The organism is bacterium (assembly GCA_040755755.1).
GTDB lineage: Bacteria > SZUA-182 > SZUA-182 > DTGQ01 > DTGQ01 > DTGQ01.
On record JBFLZW010000061.1, the window covers coordinates 83844 to 106399 of the forward strand.

The 22556-nt window shown below is 49.6% G+C and carries 14 protein-coding genes; 10 read left to right on the forward strand and 4 right to left on the reverse strand.

The features are described from left to right. The first annotated feature begins 3 nt into the window (after window positions 1-3). On the forward strand, window positions 4-795 hold the full coding sequence (locus AB1611_18180; protein ID MEW6381511.1) for a sugar phosphate isomerase/epimerase family protein: 792 nt from the start codon (window positions 4-6) through the stop codon (window positions 793-795). A gap of 15 nt (window positions 796-810) precedes the next feature. On the opposite strand, the gene AB1611_18185 is transcribed toward AB1611_18180, so the two are convergent. The 4 genes from AB1611_18185 to AB1611_18200 are packed head-to-tail and all read right to left on the reverse strand — an operon-like array spanning window position 811 to window position 6835. Continuing rightward, window positions 811-2034 carry a response regulator gene (locus AB1611_18185; protein ID MEW6381512.1) on the reverse strand — a complete coding sequence of 408 codons (1224 nt, stop codon included), beginning with the start codon at window positions 2032-2034 and terminating at the stop codon, window positions 811-813. Continuing rightward, complete coding sequence (locus tag AB1611_18190; GenBank protein MEW6381513.1) at window positions 2024-3991, reverse strand: ATP-binding protein; 1968 nt, start codon at window positions 3989-3991, stop codon at window positions 2024-2026. Before AB1611_18190 ends, AB1611_18185 begins: the two co-directional genes overlap by 11 nt. Window position 3992: 1 nt before the next feature. Beyond that, window positions 3993-4577 carry a YfiR family protein gene (locus AB1611_18195; protein ID MEW6381514.1) on the reverse strand — a complete coding sequence of 195 codons (585 nt, stop codon included), beginning with the start codon at window positions 4575-4577 and terminating at the stop codon, window positions 3993-3995. 2 nt (window positions 4578-4579) lie between these two features. Further along, window positions 4580-6835 carry a TonB-dependent receptor gene (locus AB1611_18200; protein MEW6381515.1) on the reverse strand — a complete coding sequence of 752 codons (2256 nt, stop codon included), beginning with the start codon at window positions 6833-6835 and terminating at the stop codon, window positions 4580-4582. A gap of 416 nt (window positions 6836-7251) precedes the next feature. Here AB1611_18200 and AB1611_18205 point away from each other — a divergent pair, with 416 nt between their 5' ends. From AB1611_18205 to pstA, 9 genes are all read left to right on the forward strand, one after another. After that, a complete protein-coding gene (locus AB1611_18205) occupies window positions 7252-8628 on the forward strand; it encodes a sigma-54 dependent transcriptional regulator (protein ID MEW6381516.1) in 1377 nt (458 codons plus the stop codon). Between the two features lie 368 nt (window positions 8629-8996). Continuing rightward, a complete protein-coding gene (locus AB1611_18210) occupies window positions 8997-9749 on the forward strand; it encodes a hypothetical protein (protein ID MEW6381517.1) in 753 nt (250 codons plus the stop codon). Between the two features lie 438 nt (window positions 9750-10187). Continuing rightward, window positions 10188-11147, forward strand: a complete 960-nt coding sequence (locus tag AB1611_18215; protein ID MEW6381518.1) for a lamin tail domain-containing protein — start codon at window positions 10188-10190, stop codon at window positions 11145-11147. A 392-nt stretch (window positions 11148-11539) separates the two neighbouring features. Further along, window positions 11540-16015: a CotH kinase family protein gene (locus AB1611_18220; protein MEW6381519.1), complete on the forward strand. Its 4476-nt coding sequence runs from the start codon at window positions 11540-11542 to the stop codon at window positions 16013-16015. 396 nt (window positions 16016-16411) lie between these two features. Then, entirely contained in the window at window positions 16412-16537 is a 126-nt protein-coding gene (locus AB1611_18225) for a hypothetical protein (GenBank protein MEW6381520.1), read from the forward strand. A 257-nt stretch (window positions 16538-16794) separates the two neighbouring features. Beyond that, window positions 16795-19767: a UPF0182 family protein gene (locus AB1611_18230; GenBank protein ID MEW6381521.1), complete on the forward strand. Its 2973-nt coding sequence runs from the start codon at window positions 16795-16797 to the stop codon at window positions 19765-19767. Between the two features lie 156 nt (window positions 19768-19923). After that, a complete protein-coding gene (locus AB1611_18235) occupies window positions 19924-20760 on the forward strand; it encodes a phosphate ABC transporter substrate-binding protein (GenBank protein MEW6381522.1) in 837 nt (278 codons plus the stop codon). A gap of 79 nt (window positions 20761-20839) precedes the next feature. Continuing rightward, window positions 20840-21688 (forward strand): phosphate ABC transporter permease subunit PstC, encoded by an 849-nt coding sequence (gene pstC / locus AB1611_18240; protein ID MEW6381523.1) that lies wholly within the window; start codon window positions 20840-20842, stop codon window positions 21686-21688. A gap of 9 nt (window positions 21689-21697) precedes the next feature. Then, window positions 21698-22534 (forward strand): phosphate ABC transporter permease PstA, encoded by an 837-nt coding sequence (gene pstA, locus AB1611_18245; GenBank protein MEW6381524.1) that lies wholly within the window; start codon window positions 21698-21700, stop codon window positions 22532-22534. Window positions 22535-22556 lie beyond the last annotated feature (22 nt).

Sequence of the window (22556 nt, forward strand, 5' to 3'; positions counted from 1 at the left end):
ATCGTGACATCGATAGCCAAAATCCAGGAAAATATTTTTGTTCATGTTCCTTTCTGCTCTTTCCCTGAGTACCGGTCCAGAATCGCGGACCACCGGCTCAATGTGGAAATCCTGATTACGGCTGATGACCTGGACAGGGAACCCCATGCCTCCATCAGGGAAATAGGCCGTTTTCTCAGCGCACATCAGCTTTCCTGCACTATTCACGGTCCATTCCTCGACCTTGATCCCGGATCGTCCGACAGCCGTATCCGGATGGTTTCACGGGAGCGGTATCAGCAACTGCTGGCCCTCATACCCCCTCTGGCCCCCAGGATCGTTGTCTTTCACGCTGACTTTGATCCTCTTTTCTATGGGGACCGGGCCGAGATCTGGCTGAAGCGGAGCATCGAAACCTGGCTGTCGGTGGCAGAAGCAGCCAAAAAGGCAGGGACCAGAATCGCTCTTGAAAATGTTCTTGAGAAGACACCGCAGATAATTCAGGAACTTATCCAGAAAGTCGATTCCCCTTCATTGGGGATGTGCCTTGATATCGGACATGCGCATATTTTTTCCCCGGTCCCTCTGCCTGACTGGGTCAGCAGCCTGGGATCGAGGATTTTCGAGCTTCACCTTCACGACAATCACGGCCAGGAGGACGAGCACCTTGCTCTGGGAGAAGGAACAATCGATGTTCAGGGCGTGCTGAAAGCGATTCAGCATGAGGGCATATTCCCGGCCCTGACCATCGAAGCCCTGAATGAAGAGCATGTCATGCTCAGTCTCCAGAGATTATCTTCCTGTCTGTCAAGGTAAGGTTTTTTCAGTTTGTCACCTCATGTCACTGGCCGCTGCCGCTTCCTGGAATGACAGGCTCGTCGTGTTCCCCGGCAGGGTGATGTGGAACTCGGTTCCCTTCCCGTTCCCCGAAGATACGGTAATCGTCCCCTGGTATTCCTCGACGATATTCTTGACGATAAAAAGACCAAGGCCGGTTCCCTTATCCTTGCTTTTGGTCGTGAAGAAGGGATTAAAAATCATGTCGGCTATTTTTCCGGGTATGCCGGGACCATTGTCCGTAATCCTGATATCGATTTGATTATCAACGGCAGAGGCCTGTATGGTTATTTTCCCCCCGGCATTCTCTTCCATCGCATCACAGGCGTTATCAATAAGATTGATGAAAATCTGGGAGATTTTTTGCTGATCCCCATATATCGCCAGATCCCGGGGGACAGTTGCATCAACTGTTATACCAAGAAACTTGAGCTTATGCATGACGACATGAAGAGCGTCATTGATGATATCGATCAGCGGGTAGTTTTCTTTTTGAGCATTGCTTTGCCGGGAATAGGTTCGCAGGCTGTTGGTAAGCCGGGATATGCGATAGCAGCCATCGAGGAGACTGGTTAGCGCTCCATCCATACTCCGCATATCTTCCCGGATCCTTTCTCCTTCGGTATTCTTACCGGCATGCCCCTCCACCAGCGGCTTGAGCGAATTCCACAGTAACTGGAGCAGCTTGGCATTCCCCAGGACATGGGACAGGGGATTATTGATTTCATGCACAATGGCAGCGGAAAAGGTACCAAGGGTAGCCAGCCGGTCTGCATGGACAAGCTGGCGGGTTCTTTCTTCGACCATCTGCTCCAGCCTGGTCGCATAACTTCGTATGGTCAGGTGGGTCTTGACGCGGGCCAGGACTTCCTGGACATCAAAAGGTTTGGTGATATAATCGACGGCTCCAAGCTCAAATCCTCTGGTTTTGTCCGCTGTCTCCCCCTTGGCGGTAATGAAAATGACCGGGATATCCTTTTTCCTCCTGTCCTCTTTTAACCGTGCACAGACATCGTAGCCGTCAATCTCCGGCATCATGATATCCAGGAGAATCAAATCGAACTGGGTGGAATCGGTGTGAGCAAGGGCGGTTTTGGCGTCCTTGGCAAATCCCATCTGATAACCGGCTTCTTTCAGGATATTAGCCAGTACCTGGATATTCTGGGGGACGTCATCAACGATCAATATCCGGGAACTGGTTTTGCTGTCATTGACCATTGCATTTCTCCTTGCATCTGCCCTGGGGTAATGATTTGAGTCTGGTAATCAATCCGGGATAAGAATCCAATATGCTCATCATTTTATCGATATCAAAGGTACTCACCTGCAAGATCAAATCATCGCCAAACTGCTGAAGGACCTTGAGTGAATGCCTGTCGCCATATTCTTTTATCCGATGACCAAAACCGGCAATATCGTCAAAAAGGCCATTCTGACGGGCTCTCTTCCATGAATTCATATGCTCGTTTTCCAGTTTGCCGATGATCTCCGGGAGCATGGCCAGAGTTTCAGGCGAGAGACTTTCCGGCTCTTCATTTTTTACCTCCTTATTTTCCACCTTTTTTCCTGCCGTGTCAAATGAGCTGTCTTGAGAGGCTGATAATCTCCCGTGTGGATGCTGCACCCCGGCTGGTGCAATCGATACGCCATGAAGGGTAATCTCAAAAGTGCTCCCTCTATTCACCTGGCTTTTAACCGAGATTGTTCCCCCCATCATTTCCGCCAGACGTTTCGAGATGGTCAACCCCAGTCCGGTCCCTCCGTACTTTTTGGTGCTCTGGCCATCCTGCTGCCTGAAGGCCTCGAATATCTTGCCGTGAGATTCAGGGTCGATGCCGATGCCGGTGTCCTCTACGGCAATGATTAAATCGATTGTCTTCGGATCGTTCTGGTGCAGGGTTTTCCTGGCCGAGAGTTTGATCTGCCCCCGCTCCGTAAATTTGACGGCATTCCCGACGAGATTAAAAAGTATCTGCCGCAGCCGGACATCATCCAAGAGCAGGCTTTCGGGAATGTCAGGAGCTATGTTCATGACAAATTCAAGTCCTTTGCGGGATACGCTCAGGGAAAAGATATCCTTGATCTCATGAAACAGGGGATAGGGATTGACCGGCTCATAGTGGAGCTCCATTTTCCCGGCTTCGATCTTGGAAAGGTCAAGGATATCATTGATTAAGGTCAAAAGACTCTTCCCGCTCGATTTAATGGTTTCAAGGTAGTTTTTCTGTTTTTTATCGGCGATGAGAGAGTCCAGTAATTCGGTAAGCCCTAAAATGGCATTCATCGGGGTGCGGATTTCGTGGCTCATATTGGCCAGAAATTCACTCTTGGCGCTGTTAGCCGCCTCGGCCTCGACGGCCAGTCGTTCGGCGCGGTTCAGGGCGTCCTGCAATGCCTGACGCTGACTTTCCAGCTCGGCTGTGCGCTTGACCACCTCCTCTTCCAGATGTTCCTTATGGCACTTCAATTCGTTGTCCCGGTCCTGAATTTCAGCCAGCATCTCGTTAAATCCGTCAATGAGGGTCCCGATTTCGTCATGACTCTGCTTTCTTGCTCTGACCGAATAATCTTTCTGCTGTGAAATGGTTCTGGCTGTCTGCGCCAGATTCAAAATCGGCTCGGAAATGATGCGCTGGAGCAGAATCGAGAGCAGCATGGCCAGTAAAAAAGCCGCAGATATGATCACGGCCACGATACCGGCTGACTGTTTCATCCGGGAGCGGATCTCGGCCAGGTCATATTGGATAAAAACCGTGCCGATCATTTCTTCTTCCAGATATATCTGATGAAACAGGAAAAGATACTTGTCTTTGAAATAATATCCGGTTTTCTGCGGTTTCGGCGGTACGAGATCCGGACCGGGGCTGCCGGGATGATAGGTAGCGAATACTTTTCCGTCCCGGTTGTAAATGCAGGCAAAGAACACATGCGGCTTGGCATGAAGGGCTGACAGGTTTTTTTCCGCTGCCCTGCGGTCATCGAAAACCAGAGCGCCGGAGCTGTTTGTCCCGATAACCTGGGCCAGGCTGGAGGTATCGTTGATCAGCGTCTGACGAAAGGTTATCGTGTCCTTGGCCATGAAAGCTATCGAAGCAGCCAGCAGGGTGGTCCAACTGGTGAAGGTAATGATCAGATTCAGCTTCTGCTTAATCGAGATATGGCTGAAGAAGGGCATGTCACTTCTGCTCCCTGGCGATGATCTCGGCAGATACAAGAAGCTGTGAGCCCAGCTTCAGCCCGCAGCGCCTGGCAGCATCCAGATTCACTTCAAACCTGAGTCTGCCTTCCTCGATAAAAAAGTTGATGATTCCCCCTTGCTGAGTAAATCCTTTGATATGGCTTATGGTTAAGACACTGCGGTCCCTGACTGTTTTTAACCCTTCCTGGATAAGGGTTTTATCTATCGAATCAAGGAAAAGAATATGGCAGGTTCCGATGTCTTTCATATCTTCGTATTTTCTTACCTGTATTTTCCTGCCCCCGACGGTCTTGCTGTTCAGGGAGAAAAAAACATCGCTCTCAGGATTATTGGAGACAATACAGAGAATAAGCGGGTCATTATCATGATTAAAGGTGCCCTGCGGCCATTCGACGAATTTGGCAAAATTATAAATGAAACCAGCCTTGACCTGATACTCCGAACCGGATAAGGCGCGGGTCTGGGCACTCAGGCCGGCGGGTACGGCAAGCAGTCCGGTGAGCAGCAGTATAGTACATGCTGCGATCACGGCTTTCAGGGAAAGCCTTTGAGCTGGTTTCATGGTTAGAATCGGCATGTTATTTTCCAGTAGATGCTTCGCTCAACTTCTATATTAACCCCGGCTGAGTCGGGTATATATCCCATATACACAAATTCAGAATGACGGTTATTCAGCAGATTCCGTCCCACGACGGATAACTCCAGGTTTTTCCTCAAGTTCCATCCAAGGCGGGCATCCGCTTCCAGGTAACTTTCGGTATAGCTGCCGAGGTTGTCAACATATCGCAGGTCCATATCGAATTCCAGGTCCCGGAGAAGGTCCACAGATGAGTGGACCACCACCTGGTGGTCAGGGCTGATACCTTCCAGAAAAATATTCGGGAGATCCGCTCCAGGTCCCTTCCTGGGATGTCCGGCATCTTCATCAACGCTGGTGTGTACCCGCAGGAAAGTGTAGGAAAAGCGAAGAGCCCAGTATTTTGTTACATCCCAGTTGGCAGCCAGTTCTAAACCATAGGATTCCCCCTGCCCAATATTCTCCTTACCCACAATAAGTTGATCATAATCATTGTAGAATATCGCCGAATCCAGAGAAAAATACTCTTCAGGCTGAATGCGGTATCCAAGCTCGCAGGCAATCAGCTCTTCCGGCTGAACGTGCTTGTCCTCTTTCAGCTCCAAAATTACCGGAGATTTTTGCTTGTCGTTCGGATACTGTGGCTTGCCGGACGTCGATGACGTTGATGACGATGACGGCGATGACGGCGATGACGATGACGGCGGCGGCGGCGGCGCGGGCTGGCTGGTATCCTGTTCATACAGGGATGGCGTCCTGAGAGCACGGGACACGGAAGCCCAGATATTCTGGTTTTGGGGGATCTTATACAGCATTCTGATACTCGGCTGGAATTGAAATCCGCTGTAATCGGTATGCTCAAATTTAGATCCCAGCGTCAATTGCAGCCTGTTCCTGACCACGTCTATTTCATCCTGAAGAAAGGCGCTTACAATATGAGTGTCATGATTTTTGTCTTCCGGCACAAAGATGGGATTATCCCCGCCAAAGTTAAGGCGATCTTGTATCAGGCGGTAGCCAAGCCCCCAGACAATTTCCTGCGGCGCTCCGGAGATGAGCCTGAAGTTGTGCTGAAAGTCGAGGTCAAAGGTATCGAAGCTCTCGGTATGGCTGGGAGCATGGCAAAGCTGTTTCTCCTGCTCTGTCCGGTCATAGTATACCTGCAAAGCCATTCCAGACGAATTGGAAAAAGTGTGAGCCCAACGGCCTAATACATTGCTCCCGGAAAAATTATTGTTAATATTTATGCTCTTTTCTTTTGATCCGGGCCAGACAAAAACCACCTCCCGCTCGCCGTTTTCGCCGTCATAGATATCACCTTGCAGGGTAAGTGAGTCGCTGCCTGAAAGAGACCAGTCAATTCGTCCACCCCCCCGGAGTGAATTCCAGTCATCATTCCCGTGGTCACCGGATTTATTGACAAAGCCATCCCGCAGGAAATATTTCAGGTAAAATCTGCCATAGGCGCTCTCTCCCAATCTGGCACCATAGCGGAAGGCACCAATTCCCAGTTCCTCTTTACCCGATCCTATTACATGCAGTCCTCCCTGGGTATCTTTGGCCTTTTTAGTGATAATGTTAATCACCCCGTTGACCGCATTCGCTCCCCATAAGGTCGCGCCCGGCCCCCGAATCACTTCAATTCGTTCGATATCCTCAAAGAGCGTATCCTGGACATTCCAATAGACACCGGAAAAAGAGGGCGTATAAAGACACCTGCCATCCATGAGCACCAAAAGCTTGTTGGCGAATCGGTGATTGAATCCCCGTGCGCTTACCGCCCAGGTGCTGGAGTTGATCTGCGCTACCTGAAGACCGGGCAACCCCCGCAGCAGCTCAGGAATGCTCGTGGCACCGGACCTGCGAATATCGTCCTGGGTTATGACCGAGATCGCCGAGGTTGCTTCAGAGAGTTTTTGCGGTTTTTTCAATATCGAAACAATCATGACCTGCTTCAGCTCTTCCAGGCTCAACGAAGTGAAGTCAATCGGCTCCTCCTGGGCCTTTTCCTGGCCATCCGGTCCCTGGTCATCAGCACGGCAGATTGGCGCTGTGAACCAGGACAGCAGAAAGCAGATGGCAATGGCGGCAGTTATGAATATTCCTCCATAGCTCCACCGAGTGTCATTACGATTCCACGACCGATATTTCATGTATTCCTCCCGGGAAAATTCAGCGAGCATTCCTTCCGTAAGGTTCTGCTGGCAGTCATTATTATCGAAGATTATCAGATAATGCGGCAAGACACTTTACCACAGATACATGATAATTTTAAGATATAAAACCTGCAAAAAGAATGCCCGTAGCTCCGGCTCAGTACACGGCGCGATAAATCCGCGGCCAGTTAGGATCGACCAGGAGATCGCGTGCGGTATTGGGTGGGGCAAAAAAGCAGCCCCACCCTCCATGTGGTCGATGCCTTTCTCAGGGGGGAATAGCTCATCGGCGATGTGGAGTCTTTTTGTCTCGCCCATTTGGTCGAAGCATTGAGAATCTTTGCTCTTCCGTCTATTGTCAATTTGGATGAATAGTGATATCTTAGGCTCGATGAGCCGCCTGGCACAGTTTTTGATATATTCTTACAGTAAATAAGATTAGCTTATCCCATCACCTGGTGAAATCAACTTTCAATAATACGGATAAAATAAGGATCCCCTGTATGACGATGCAGTTAACGGTTTTACTCATAGATGATGAAGACCAGCAGCTCAAATTATTACACACCTTTTTGACCCGGCAGGGCCATAAGGTCTTCACTGCCGACAATGGGCAAACCGGATGTGAGATCGCCCAGAAAAATATCATCGATCTGGTAGTATCGGATTTCCGTATGCCCGGGGGCGACGGTCTCATGGTCTTAAAAAAGGTCAAAGAGCTGAATCCTGACATCGAGGTAGTCATCATGACTGCTTTCGGAAGTGTTGAAGATGCCGTGGGGATCATGAAGGCCGGGGCCTACGATTATCTGCCCAAACCCGTTGACCTTGATGAATTTGATCACCTTATCAAGCGGATCCAGGAAAAGCGATTACTGGTTGCTGAAAATCGGCTCTTGAAGCAGCAACTCCAGGAAAAAATCAAGTTCGACGGCATTTTTTCCCAGAGTGGCGACATGGACGAAGTAATGAATATGGCAGCTCGCGTCGCACCGAGCAAGACGACCGTCCTGGTGCGGGGGGAAAGCGGCACCGGAAAGGAACTGATCGCCCGGGCCATCCATTATGCCAGTCCCCGGAAGAACAGGCCCTGGGTGGTGGTAAACGTTGCCGCGTTATCCGAGAGTTTGCTGGAAAGTGAATTGTTCGGTCATGAGCGGGGTGCCTTCACCGGAGCGATGCAGCAGAGAATCGGACGTTTTGAACAGGCCGATGGAGGAACCCTGTTTATCGACGAAGTCGGGGATATTCCTTTATCCGTTCAGGTAAAGTTATTGAGAGCCATTCAATTCGGACAGATCGAGCGGCTGGGTGGAAACAAAACCATTCAGGTCGATGTACGCATACTTGCCGCCACGAACCGAAATCTCGAAGAAATGATCAGGAACGGAGAATTCCGGGAAGACCTGTATTACCGGCTCAACGTGGTCACCATAGTGCTTCCTCCCCTGCGGCGTCGGAAAAGAGATATCCCCATCCTGATCGATCAGTTCATCAGGAAGTTTTCGATGGAAAACAATAAAAAGATCAAAGGCATTACCCGCGAAGCACTGGATCAGTTAATGAGGTATGATTACCGGGGGAATGTCCGCGAACTGGAGAATATCATCGAACGGGCCGTGGTTCTCTGCAGAACCGAATATATCACCCAACAGGATTTACCCATACAAATACAGATTGTTTCCGGAAAAGAGATCTTAGACCCCTCCAATGTATCGGGCAACTATGAAGCGAAGATGAAAGCCTTTGAGACTGAAATGATCCAGGAGGCAATGAAACTCAATAACGGAAACCAAAGTGCAGCCGCCAGAATGCTCGGTATCACCGAAAGGCATCTTCGCTCCCGCCTGGAAAAATTAGGGTTAAAAAGCAAACCGTAACTGCCTGCCCATTGCCGTTCTTCATCAGGGAGTGGCAACGAATTCTTCCAGAATTCGACCTTTCAATTCGACCTTTCAGTCTAAGAAAGTCGTCCACCAGGTCTGATTCGATAAACAACCTTCTTCTGGCGGTCCATATTATCTGTTGATTTTAAATAACTTATTTTAATTGGCATAATCTGGCACAATAGTTGAACAGGGTATTGCCGTGAATGGCCACAGCAAGCAATACCAGGGATCGATCCCGTTGCTTGAAGCACAGCCATCGCCCGGAAAGGAGGTGGAATGCAATTATTTGAAAAATTAAGCTGATGTTATCATTTTCAGAGAAAATGTCCATGAGATAATAATAAACTGGAGAAAAGATTATGAAATTTTACCGTAGATTAAGCGTTATCGTTCTATTGTTCGTTTTCGTTTTTGGCGTAACACGTGCTTTTGCTCTGCAGAGCAGGAAAGCTGGACAATCCCCTGCCAATACCGCGGGAAAAGCGTCTCTCTGGCAAATAAACCAGGCGGCACCTGCCAGGCAGGTATCTCAGCCCAGGCTCACTTCCACACTACCCCAGGCGAATTTTCCCTCCAGGCAACAGCCGCCGTTTGGCAAACGACAGGGTGGTGGAGCTGGCCACGCCGATGTCTGTACAGACGGAACCTACCTCTATGCCGTTCAAGGTCCCCTGATTCATCAGTATGCTATCCTTGACTTGAGTCTGGTGAAGAGCATAGAATTACCCCAGACGGCAGTTTCTTCAGATACCGAAAACAGCACTGCCACCCTGCCTCCGCCGCCCGGACCAGGACCGTCTGCTGTCTGCACGGATGTAAGTTACCTGTATGTTCTGCAAGGGTCCCTGATGCATCAGTATGCTCTCCCTGACATGGCATTCATTAAGACTGTGGAATTACCCCAGCCGGAAGTGGCGGCGGATACTGAAGATACAACCCCTATCCTGCCTCCGCCGCCCGGCCCCCGTCCATCCAGCATCTGTACAAATGGAAGTTTCCTCTCCGTGGTTCAAGGTCACATGGTGCTTCAATACACGCTCCCTGACTTTACTCTCGTAAAGACCGTGGAATTACCCGTGCCGGAATCTCTATCTACAGCCGGGCAGGAATGAACAGCTCCCTGACCGAAGATAGGATGCAACAGTAATTGTCATCCTGGCCGCAAACCTTTGTCCCCGATAGAACACAAGGGGGGTCAGAATCCAGAATACAGGATTTTTTCTGGATTCTGACCCCTGAATGGCTATAATATCATCGTTCACCCTTTTATCAATGGTTCTTCCGGCAGTTCACCATCAATCCCGATTCGACCGCGCGGTTTTATAAATCGCCCGTACAGTCGAGTTTTAAACTTAGCCGGTTCCTCTGACGATCTCCTAATATTTATTGATCTCAACACGTTATATTGATACGGATAATTTGGCATGATAATTGAGCAACAGAATAGTAAGCTCACGGAAATCCTGCTCCGCGAGAGTAAGGTGTCATGATGGATCGGAAGAAAACAGCACCAAAACAATTCAGCCTGGTGATACAGTAGAGGTTAGCCGGTGGTCAAAGAATTCAGGCACACAGGATTAATCCTTCTCCTTACAGGGATACTATTCCTCTCGGCATGTGGTGCCGGCGACCCGGGCAAAGCCAGGGACGGTTCGGGGAAACTGGCAGTCAACGAGATCATGGCCGAGGACGCTGATGGCGGACCTGATTGGATTGAGCTGTATGCCATTGGTCAGGAGCCTGTTTACCTGGGTGATTACTCACTGGCTGACGATAATCCGGGGCGGAAGCCTGAACCCCTGCCCGACATTGTCCTGAAGCCCGGTGAATTTATCGTTGTCCAGGCTACTGAGCAGGAACCTGGGGATGGCTCCATTTCCGTGCCATTCAAGCTGGGCTCCGATGACAGCGTGAGCCTCTATTATTTGAACGCTGAAGTTGTAGATGAGCTGGATTGGAAAGCAGGGGATGTGCCGGCCGGCTCCAGTTATGGCCGTCTGCCCGACGGTACGGGTGCGGCCCGCACACTGACCCCGACCCCGAACACCGTGAACAGGGCGGCTGAGGATTCCCCTGCGGAGGTGGTTCCAAAACCTTCTCTGGTTATTAATGAAATTGTGGCCGCAGATGCTGGCGGCGGCCCTGACTGGATCGAGCTGTATGTCCTCGGCGAAGATTCCGTTCATCTGAATGATTATGCCTTGATTGACGACAGCACCGATCGTGAGCACGCATTCTTGCCTGATATTACCTTACAGCCCGGTGAATTTTTCATTGTCCTGGCCACTGATCAGGAGCCCGAAGACGGCTCCTTCTCCGTGCCCTTCAAACTGGGCTCTGATGACTGCGTCAGCCTTTACTATCAGGATACCAACATTATCGATGTGCTGGACTGGGGAGCAGGAGATGCACCTTCGGGCGCGAGCTATGGCCGCCTGCCCGATGGCACCGGCAAACCCCGGACACTCACTCCAACCCCTGGCGGGGTAAACTCAGGGGGTGGATCATGATGAGGTAATGCAAAATGGGCCCTCACTCTACTCAAAAAATTTTCAGCCCTGCGCAACTCAAAGTCAAGCTTTTCCCTTTCAAAAACTCCTTACTCAGGGGACTCTTTTTAAGGGTTTTTGAAAGAAAACGGAGTGGGGGCCTTTTCATACAACAGACAACAAGAAGAGAAAGGGGACAGCATGGGAATGTGATGCATGCAATTATCAGCTTAAGGACAGCGATTTTCTCCCTCTCCCCTTCGGGGAGAGGGCTGGCAGGTGAGGGGGGTATCTAACCGTCCGCGTAATTCCTGCACCGTGTACTTGGTTCTGAATTTCATGCTATTGGATGAAGAGAATTTTAAGGATCTTTTGAGTTCCGGCAATTTGTCCGGGTTAGGGAAGATAAGACAATGAAGAACATTAAGCACCGCATATACATAACCTTAGCAGCATCATTGGCTGTACTTTACACAGCAGCGATGTATGCTGGAGGCATCCAGGCAGCAATGACCGGGTCGGCAGCGACCGGTGAAACGGTTGTTGGCAAGCCTGTGGCCGCCTCCGGCCTGTATGACGAGACGATATTACGGACCATATACCTTGAATTCGCCCAGAAAGACTGGTGGCAGCAGTTAATTACTAACCACAATGCAGGCAGGGACGAGAATCTTGTCGCCGATCTTATCATGGATGGGGTTACTTACCCTGGCGTCGGGGTCAGATTCAAGGGCATGACATCATATCAGATGACAGGAAATTCCCAGAAGAAATCCTTCAATATCGAGCTGGATGCAACAAATCCCGATCAAAGGTTGATGGGGTATAAAACCCTGAATTTGAACAATGCCAGTATGGACCCCTCGTTCATCCGCGAAGTGCTCTATTTCAATATCATGAGAAAATATGTACCCTGTCCTCAGGCGAATTTCGTCAAGCTCATCATCAACGGCGAAAATTGGGGAATTTACGTTAATGCGCAGCAAAACAACTCGGACCTCATCGAAGAGTGGTTCCAGAGCAGTGATGGTGATCGATGGAAGGTAGGAGGAGGAATGGGCGGAGCTTTTACCATCGGCACGGGAGGCCCGCAGCGGCAAACATTTGCAGAATGGGCAGCCAGCACTGCGGCAAAGGACATGAACGGTGATGGCCAGATTACGGAAGAGGATTATGTTTCCTTTCTGAACTCCCAGCGGCCGACTGGCGGCAGGACACAACAGCCGACATTTGGAGAATGGATGGCCAGTCCTGAGGCGAAAGACCTGAATGGGGATGGCCAGATTACGGCGGAAGATTTCAATACCATTGTCAGCCCCTGGAGAATACCCTTGGGTACCACTCAACAGGCTCCTCCCGCTGGCATACTCCCTGGGGGGACCCCTCCGGTAATGCCCTTTGGGGATCCTAACATGGTTCCTGGCGGGATGCCGTGGATGATGCCATTCGGTGATCCTAACACGGCTGCTGCCGGTGGAATGTTTGTTGCTGGTGGCATGCCTCCCGGTGGTATGTTTGATCCTAACATGGTTCCTGGCGGGATGCCGTGGATGATGCCATTCGGTGATCCTAACACGGCTGCTTTTACATGGGGAGGCAGGGGTGGTTTTGGTGGCATGGCTGTTGATCCTAACAGGGTTGCTGCTGGCGGCAATATGATGTTTGGTGGCGGCGGCGGTATGATGATGTTCGGCGGTGGTAACGGCGCTTTGACCTGGCTGGGAACTGACAGCGCTCAATACGAACAGGCGTATGAATTAAAGTCAGGGAAAACATCCGATCCGTGGGCAAATCTGATTACAACCTGCGACATCTTAAACAACACGCCCCTGGAGCAACTGCCGGACACCCTGGAGTCTGTCCTGGCTGTCGATCGGTGGCTGTGGTTCCTGGCACTGGAGAACATCTTCACGGACGAGGATAGTTATCTGACCAAGGGCTGGGATTACCAGATCTATTATGAAGTGGAAACCGGGCAAATTCACCCCTTGGAACATGATGGCAATGAGACTTTCAATTCCCGTGATGTCAACCTCGATCCGTTTTCAGGCGAGAACAGCACGAGCCGTCCGGTGATAAGCAGGCTTCTGGCTGTCCCGCAGTTCCGTCAGCGCTACCTGGCACACCTGAGAACCATCATCAACGAGTGTCTCGATTGGAACATCCTGGCACCGCAGGTCGAAGCCTATAAAGCGCTCATTGCCGATGAAGTCAGGCTGGATACCAAGAAGCTGTATTCGAATGATCAATTTGAAAAAAGTTTCACCGATCTTGAGAATTTTGTGAAAAATCGCCGGAATTACCTGCTTAACCACGAGGAAATAAACAGAGCGGCTCCTCAGATTTCTTCGGTTGCCCGCACGGTATCGCAGGGAGATAGTGCTTCCCCCCTCCCTGGTCAATCCGTAAGAATAACGGCTCAGGTTGAGGGAGAGGCTGGCATCGGAGATGTTACCCTCTATTATGCCGCAGGAGCCGTCGGATCCTTTACCCGTGTGTCCATGTTCGATGATGGTGCTCATGGGGATGGGAGAAAAGGTGATGGCATGTATGGCGGGGAAATCCCTCCCTGCCCTGCGGGCAGCCTGGTCCGTTATTATATTGAAGCCAGGAGCGCTGATACGGTACAAAGCACCTCTTTTGCACCTTCGGGTGCCGAACATCGGGTTTTCACGTACAGCGTGTTCATCCCCGTTGCGGTAAATACTCCTGTTGTTATCAACGAGTTAATGGCAAAAAACGAGGCGACTATTCAGGATCCCCAGGGAGAGTACGAGGACTGGATCGAGCTTTTGAATGTCAGCAATCGGCAGGCAGACCTTTCGGGAATGTATCTGAGTGACAGGGAAGACAGCCCCCTCAAGTGGAAAATACCGGAGGGAACGGTGATTGCTCCGGGAGGTTATCTGCTGATTTGGGCTGATGAAGATGGGAGTGATCAGCCAGGGCTCCATGCCAATTTCAAGCTCTCGACCGATGGGGAAAGTGTCATGCTCGTGGATACGGACGAGCGGGGAAATGCCATTCTCGATTCCGTGGTGTTTGGAAAACAGGAGGCGGATGTATCGTTCGGGAGGTTCCCGAATGGCACTGGCCAGCTTCAGTCCATGTCCCCGACTCCCAATGGCGAGAATCTCTCCTTTGTTTCCGGTGGAGGCATTTCCGGTAATCAGACATTGGATTCGGATAAAGATGTGGATGGATACGAAACCGGCGAAGGAGACTGTGCTGATAATAACCCGGCTGTACATCCAGCGGCCCAGGAAGCTTGTGACGGCATAGATAATGACTGCGATGGCCAGGTGGATGAAAATCTGACCAGAGCTTGTTCCAGCGCCTGCGGCATCGGAACGGAGACCTGCCGGAATGGCCGGTGGGCCGGGTGCACTGCGCTTCAACCCCAGGCCGAAGTCCGGGATGGCAAAGATAATGATTGTGACGGCCAGGTGGATGAGGCAGAGCCTCTGGCATCGCTCATTGAAAAGGTTTCACCTTCGCAGGCAAAACAGGGGGATAAGAATGTAACCGTTGCCATAACCTTAAGCCAGCAGGCAGCCATGCTTCCTGCCGGGATTACTCCAGTCAGCGTGAAGATTGCTACCCTGACGGGAAGAGATATGAACCGCAACGGACTTCAGATAACAGCCGTATTTGACATTCCGGCAGATGAGCCGCCTGGGATGAAGGACATTTCCATCGAGTTTCCTGCATCGGGGGGCACTGCGCCAGGCGGTGGAGCCCAGTTCCCAGGCGGATTTCAGCCTCCGGCAGGGACCCAGCTTCCGGCTGGATTTCAACTCCCGACTGGATCACAACCCCCAGCCGGATTCCAGCCGCCAGCCGGGTTCCAACCCCCTGCCGGATTTCAGCCTCCGGCTGGAATGCAGCTTCCAGCAGGGGCTCAGCCTCCGGCAGGGGCTCAGCCTCCGGCAGGACAGGGTATGCCCATAGCCATGCCTCCCAGTGGTCAGAATATGATCTTCACCAGGTCAGCCGCATTTGAAATCCTGGCAAGTAATGCCATTAACCCCGGACTCCAGCCGCTGGATGAGCTCCCCCCCCGGCTTTACCTCAACGAGTTCATGGCTGATAATACCGGCACGATTGAGGACCCCGACGAGCCGGGAAAGTTTGAGGACTGGATCGAAATCTACAATTCAGGCAATTCGGCTGTCAATATGGCCGGTATGTATCTGACCGATGATTTGACCAGGCCGACCAAATGGCAGATTCCGGAGGGAGTGAGTATTCCGGCCAAAGGTTACCTGCTTTTCTGGGCTGATGAAAATAAAGGGCAGGGGAATACTCATGCCAACTTCAAGCTCAGTAAAAGCGGGGAAGCGATCGGTCTGTTCGACACCGATGCCAGAGGAAATGCGGCTATCGATACCCTGACCTTCGCAGCGCAGACCACAAATGTTTCGCAGGGAAGGGCGCACGATGGTGGAGAGCCCTGGGTGTCGTTCGATAAACCTACCCCCGGCTCTGCAAATTCCATAACCCAGGCGGGAACCATGACCGATACTGATTCTGACGGTGTGCCTGATCAGAGGGACAACTGTCCGGCTGTTTCAAACAGGGACCAGCTTGATCCCGATGGTGACGGCATTGGGGATGCATGTGATGCCTGCTTCAACGATCCGGCCAATGATGCTGATGGGGATGGAATCTGCGCTGATGAAGATCCCTGCCCGAATAATCCCATTCATGGAGACCTGAATGGAGATGGAAACGTTTCTCCGGCAGACGCTCTCAGTGCGTTTCGGTGTTACCTCAGCCTGGCCGCCTGTCCTGATTGTGCTGATGTAGATATGAACGGCAGTGTTACTCCAGCGGATGCGCTGTGCATTTTTAAAAAATATCTAGGACTGCCAGGTTGTCTGGATTGATTTTTATCAGTAAGAGAGGGCAAAGTCAGCCATGACTTTGCCCTCTCTTGCATTTTTCCTCTGCGGTTCATTCACTTCGCGCCTGCCTTCGCTATCATAATTTCCATAAAGCTGTATTCAATATGCAACCCATTCGTCCGTCCCGGCTGATAGATCGTCCGGATGGGCGAATTAATAATGAGGAACAGGCTCATAACAAGCAGGTAAGATCAATTTTCCAATGGGTTACGAAGTGAAACACCCTTGGCATGATATTTGAGTTATCATGATAGTGAATTCAGAAGCCATACAGCAGCATCTCGATCGTTATTACGAATAAATCCAATTCCCGTTCTGAATCAATCGAGTTTCCTGCACCGCAACTTCCCGGGGCGGATGGTGGAGTTCAGCCTCCGGGTGGATTCCAACCTCCAGGTGGATTTCCGTCCCCTGGCGGAATCCAACCCCAGCAGGATTCCCGCCACCGGGCGGATTTCCGACGGGCGGGGGCCAACCACCCGGCGGATTTCCGCCATCTGGTGAGTTCCCGGCCCAGGATGGTCAGAACCTGACTTTTACCAGGGCTCAAGGATTCGAAATTCAGCCCATGGGGTAGGAGGAAGTAAGTAATAGTCAGGTAATAGTGTCTATAAGGAGTACGGAAATTCGATTTTATCCTCTACCGGCCTCCCTGCTACCGGAGGCCGGTAGACCCGTGATGACAATCCACCAGGTATTTTATTTGCAATAGTATTTGAGCTCCTCGATGAGGAGCTCGATTATAATAGTAGGGAGGACTTATGGAAGTTAAAAGGAAAATTATTTTTCGTACCGCTCTTTTTATTCTCCTGGATTTTTTGGCTGTAGTGGCCATCAGAGAGATGGCCCATCTGTACGGGGAGCTTCTCTGGTTTAAATCTCTGCACTATTCCCCGGTATTCTGGACTATTTTCCTGACCAAGTGGTCAGTGTGGTTCATTTTTGGAATGGCCTTTGTTCTGGTGGCCGGCATCAACATATACCTGGCCAGGAAAATCGGGGCTCCCAAAAATCACTGGGAGTTGTCTTACCGGACTCAGGAGCCGGGCGGGGTAAAGGTTATTCCCCTTCAACCGGAGCAGGTCGATAAGCTGCTGATCGTGGCCTGTCTTCTCCTTGGCGGGCTCATGGGACTGTGGCCTGCTCTTCGCTCCTGGGACTCATTCCTGCGCTTCCTGTATCAGAAGCCCTTCGCCCAGGTGGACCCGATTTTCCATCGGGATATCGGATTTTTCGTGTTCACGTATCCAATTTATGTTTTCTTGCAGCAATGGCTTTTTTGTGCACTCCTGATAACCAGTGTGCTGGTGGGCTATATCTATGTCAAAGATAAGGCCATGAACCTTAAGCCGGGCGAGATCAGCTTCACTCGGAGGGCCAAGGTTCACCTGTCGGTGCTGAATGGTTTTATCCTGCTTCTCATAGCCTGGGACAGCAGGCTGAAATTGCTGGGACTTCTGTATTCCAACCGCGGGGTGGTTTTCGGTGCCGGCTATACGGACATGAATGCTCAACTGATTGCTTATTGGGTCTTTATCGTTATTGCTGCGGTGTGTGCACTGGTATTCTGGTTCAATACCTCGGCTGAAGGATGGAAGTGGCCGCTCATCGGTCTGGCCACGCTCTTTGCCCTGTCCATCCTGGGAAATAATTTTTATCCCTGGGTGTTTCAGAAACTTGTTGTTCAGCCAAATGAATTAACCAAAGAGGAGCCATATATCCAGCGTAATATCCAGTATACCCGGGCCGGATACAATCTGGATAAGATTGAAGAGAGAGACTTTCAGGCTTCGGCGAACCTGACTCTCGAAGACATCCGGAAAAATTCCCCGACCCTGAAGAATGTCAAATTGTGGGATAAAAGTCCCCTGAAACAAACCTACCGTGAACTGCAGGAGATGCGCTTATACTACAGCTTTGTCAGCGTGGATGAGGACCGCTACCTCCTGGATGGGAAAAAAACCCAGATCATGCTCTCCGTCCGTGAATTGGACCAAAATAACCTCCCCCCTCAGGCTCAGACATTTGAAAACAGATATTTCAAGTATACCCACGGTTATGGCCTGTGTATGAACCTTGTCAATGATGTAACCGAAAAGGGATTGCCCAACCTGATTGTCAAAGATATTCCTCCGGCCAGTCAATCACTGCTCAATATTTCCCGGCCTGAGATTTACTATGGTGAAAAAACCAAAGACTTTGTTATTGTCAATACAAAATCCCAGGAATTCGATTATCCCAAGGGAGACACCAATGTCTACACGAAATATCGAGAGAAAAGCAGCGTTCCCATCGGTTCTTTTTTTAACCGGCTGGTTTTTTCAATCAAATACCTGGAGCCCAGGATTTTGTTTACCAACTACCTCACGCCGCAAAGCCGGATACTGATCCACCGTCAAATCAAGGACCGGGTCAAGACCCTGGCGCCTTTTTTGACCTACGACCGGGACCCCTATGTAGTGGTGTCGGATGCCGGGCGCATCTTCTGGATTCTCGATGCATATACCACTACCGATATGTATCCTTATTCCGAGCGAATCGCCCTGGCCTCGGATTCCGACCTTTCCTCTCCGGTGATGTCGGCTCTTTCGGCAGACCGCAAGGCCGGGATGAAGATGATCAATTATATCCGCAATTCGGTGAAAATAACCATCGATGCCTATAGCGGGGAAACTACCTTTTATATGGTGGATGAGGAAGAGCCGATTATCCGGACCTACCGGAGAATATACCCCCGGCTTTTTAAACACTTCTCCAGAATGCCGCAGGACTTGCGGGCTCACATCCGCTACCCCCGGGACCTGTTTGAAATTCAGGCTCACATGTACCGGCTCTACCATATGAGTAATGCCCAGGTATTTTACAATAAGGAAGATTTATGGGACCTGCCGCTGCAGCGAGGAGTTACCGGGCAGACTGGTTCACCGATGCGGGGGTATTACCTGACCATGCGCCTGCCGGACTATCAGGAAGAGGAATTTTTGCTCATGGTTCCGTTTACTCCTGACAGTAAAAGCAACATGATTGCCTGGATGTGCGCCCGGTGCGATGGACCGGATTATGGCAAGCTGTTGGTATATAAGCTGCCCAAGGAAAAGCTGATTTACGGCCCCCGTCAGATCGAAGCCCGTATCGACCAGCAGACCGAGATCTCCAGCCAATTGACCTTATGGAGCCAGCAAGGGTCTGATGTCTTCAGGGGGGATTTACTGGTAATTCCCATTGAAGAATCCATTCTCTATGTCGAGCCGGTTTATCTTCTGGCCAATGATCGAAGCAACGTACCCGAGCTGAAGCGGGTTATTGTCGCCTATGGGGAAAAAATAGAGATGAAGCAAACGCTGTCTGAGGCTTTGCAGGAGATATTCGGTCAGGAAACTGCCCAGGTTCCTTCTCTGACGGCGTCACAAGATCCGCATCTCCTGGAAGAGCATGATCTGTGCCAGATCCAACCGGCAGGACACCGGATGGCCAATCAGTCGATTATCGATCTGGCCAGAAGGGTGACCCAATGTTTTCAAGCTTCTACAGACAGCTTCCGGAAAGGTGACTGGGCTGGATATGGACGGCACCAGGAACAATTGGGACAGGTCATTCGAGATCTGTCGGCAGCTTTACAGGAGAGTGATAAAATGCGGCACACCCTTACCGATCATCAATCCGATCATCAATCTCAACCCCATAACCCTCTCTCCGACAGTAATTTTTCGAGCAGGCTGGCACACCGGCAATAGGCATCATAAAAGTGCCGGGATTACCCTGTTCAGGAGTGCTGATAGCGGGACTGTCGAAGGTGGCTGGGGATAGAACACGCAAAATTCTTGGACGGTTGACCAATAACCTTATACTCGGTTATAATGGTCAATTATGGAAGCAGGCAAGGAGCCAGGATGGAATACATTCAAGCAGATATTCGCCGATCTTTAATCCTCTTTCTTTTTCTTTTGGTTATGGCCATAAGCGCATGTAATAGTAACTCTAACGGCAATCCAAATCGAAAAAATCATATAATTACTATTGCCGGTTCTACTTCTGTTATGCCTTTCACGGAAAAATTGGCTGAATATTTTATGATCGATCATTCAAATTATTCAATTAATGTTCAGGGTGGCGGTTCAACCGCCGGTATTCAGTCCTGCCTTAACAAAACCTCGGATATAGGTATGTCTTCCCGAGAGCTTAAAGAGGATGAAAAAGAGCTCAACGAGATTGTGATATGCTATGACGGTATTGCCCTCGTGGTCAACCCAAATAATTCAGTAGAGGCTCTTTCTCTTCAACAGGTAAAAGATATCTTTAATGGGAAGATCACTAACTGGAAAGAGTTAGGTTGGATCGACCGTAAAATAGATGTCGTAACTCGCGAGGAAGGCTCCGGGACCCGAGGCAGTTTTGAAGATTTGGTTATGCAAAAAGATAGCATTGATGATAGTATTATGGTTCAGGATTCTAACGGATCAGTAAAGGAGGTTGTGGCGACTGATCCTTATGCCATAGGGTATATCTCTCTTGGATTAGTGGACAAAAGGGTTAAAGCAGTTATCATAGATGGCGTTTCCCCTTCAATAACTAATATTAAACAAAAAAAATATAAAATTGTCCGTCCTTTTCTGTATTTAACCAATGCTGATCCTCAAGATGGAGCAAAAAAATTTATCGAATATGTCCTTTCTCATGAAGGACAGAGTATCCTGAAAAAAGAAGGTCTGGTTTCCATACATGATTGAGAAATCTGTTTCACAAGATAGATATATGAGGGGCCTTTTCATGGAGCTTGCGTCTTCATTCCATATGACCGAAAATGGCATTCCCCGAGAACGGTATATTAAATGGGTTTTGACGATGTTTGCCTTTTCGTCAATTCTGTTTTTATTTCTCATTTTTATATTTATCTTTATCGAAGGATTACCATTATTCAGCAAAGTTGGCTTCAATAAAATCATTTTTGGCTTCAAGTGGGCACCTACGAAAGGTTTTTTCGGTATTTTCCCTATGATCATTTCTTCCTTCTTGGTGACCATTGGTGCGTTAATAATCGGTGCCCAACTGGGGCTTTCCTGTGCTATCTATCTTTCTGAATATGCAGGGAAAAAAATGAAAATATTCCTCAAACCAGGGCTGGAGCTTCTGGCCAGTATTCCTTCGGTGGTTTATGGGTTTTTAGGGTTGATCTACATCGTCCCCTTGATAAGAAACTATCTCGGAGGTTCCGGTTTCTGTCTTCTTACCACATCAATGGTCTTGGGTATAATGATTTTACCGACCATTATCAGTATCTCATATGATTCTCTGCAAAGTGTACCTAAGACTTATCGGGATGGTTCATTGGCTATGGGAGCAACCAAATGGCAAACTATACGTATGGTGGTCGTTCCTTCTGCCAGTTCGGGTATCCTGGCCAGTTTCATTTTAGGAATGGGCAGGGCCATCGGTGAAACTATGGCTGTGATCATGGTTGCAGGAAATGCCCTCAAGATTCCTGCCGGCCCTCTGGAACCATTACGGACACTAACGAGTAACATTGCCCTGGAACTTGCCTATGCCAACGGTGATCATCGTAAGGGATTATTTGCTACCGGGGTTGTTCTGCTTATTATTATCATGATTCTTAACTATATAGCTAATTTTATCTTTAAAAATAAAATAATTAAATAAGATAATTACATGAGAATCAATCCGCGGATTACCGATAAGCTCGTTCAAATAGTTTTTAATTTGCAGGCATTCTTTGCCGTAAGCGTTTTAGTCGTTATTATTGTCATCATCTTTGTCAAGGGTTTTGCCAATTTCAACCTGGAGTTTATTCTTTATCCTCCAGGGAATATGGGGAGACAGGGAGGAATATTCCCTTCGATTATCAGCACATTTTTTTTGGCCATGCTTTCTATACTTTTGGCAACTCCATTGGGGGTTGGTACGGCGATTTTTCTCACCGAGTATATCAAAGAATCCACCTTGACCAGGATAATCCGCTTTGGTGTAGAGTCCTTGGCCGGTATTCCATCCATTATCTATGGCCTGTTCGGATTTATATTTTTTGTTATAAAATTAAAGATGGGCTGGTCATTGTTAGCCGGTTCTCTGACCGTAACTATCATGATACTCCCAACTGTTATCCGTACCAGTGAGGAGGCGATCAAATCTATCCCCAATAACTTACGCAAGGTCAGCTACTCATTGGGAGCAACCAAGTGGGAGACCATAACCAAAGTAGTTCTTCCCTCAGCCACACCGGGAATTTTAACCGGGATTATGCTGAGTATAGGGAGGGTGGTTGGTGAGACGGCAGCGGTTATTTTTACTATGGGCAGTTCCCTCCGCTTGCCCGCTTCATTAATGGAATCCGGCCGGACTATGTCAGTACATTTCTATATTCTGGCCAGAGAAGGAATATCCATGGAAAAGGCTTATGGTACAGCCTGGATTCTCGTTCTCAGTATTCTGACCATTAATGTGATAGCTTACTATTTTATGCATAAAATTATTGCCAAATATTCATAAATGCCAAATATTCATAGATGAG

Coding starts and splice junctions, on each gene's coding strand:
- AB1611_18235 (MEW6381522.1), top strand. CDS start 19,924: ATGGAATACATTCAAGCAGATATTCGCCGATCTTTAATCCTCTTTCTT.
- AB1611_18210 (MEW6381517.1), top strand. CDS start 8,997: ATGAAATTTTACCGTAGATTAAGCGTTATCGTTCTATTGTTCGTTTTC.
- AB1611_18205 (MEW6381516.1), top strand. CDS start 7,252: ATGACGATGCAGTTAACGGTTTTACTCATAGATGATGAAGACCAGCAG.
- AB1611_18220 (MEW6381519.1), top strand. CDS start 11,540: ATGAAGAACATTAAGCACCGCATATACATAACCTTAGCAGCATCATTG.
- AB1611_18190 (MEW6381513.1), bottom strand. CDS start 3,991: ATGCCCTTCTTCAGCCATATCTCGATTAAGCAGAAGCTGAATCTGATC.
- AB1611_18195 (MEW6381514.1), bottom strand. CDS start 4,577: ATGAAACCAGCTCAAAGGCTTTCCCTGAAAGCCGTGATCGCAGCATGT.
- AB1611_18185 (MEW6381512.1), bottom strand. CDS start 2,034: ATGGTCAATGACAGCAAAACCAGTTCCCGGATATTGATCGTTGATGAC.
- AB1611_18230 (MEW6381521.1), top strand. CDS start 16,795: ATGGAAGTTAAAAGGAAAATTATTTTTCGTACCGCTCTTTTTATTCTC.
- pstA (MEW6381524.1), top strand. CDS start 21,698: ATGAGAATCAATCCGCGGATTACCGATAAGCTCGTTCAAATAGTTTTT.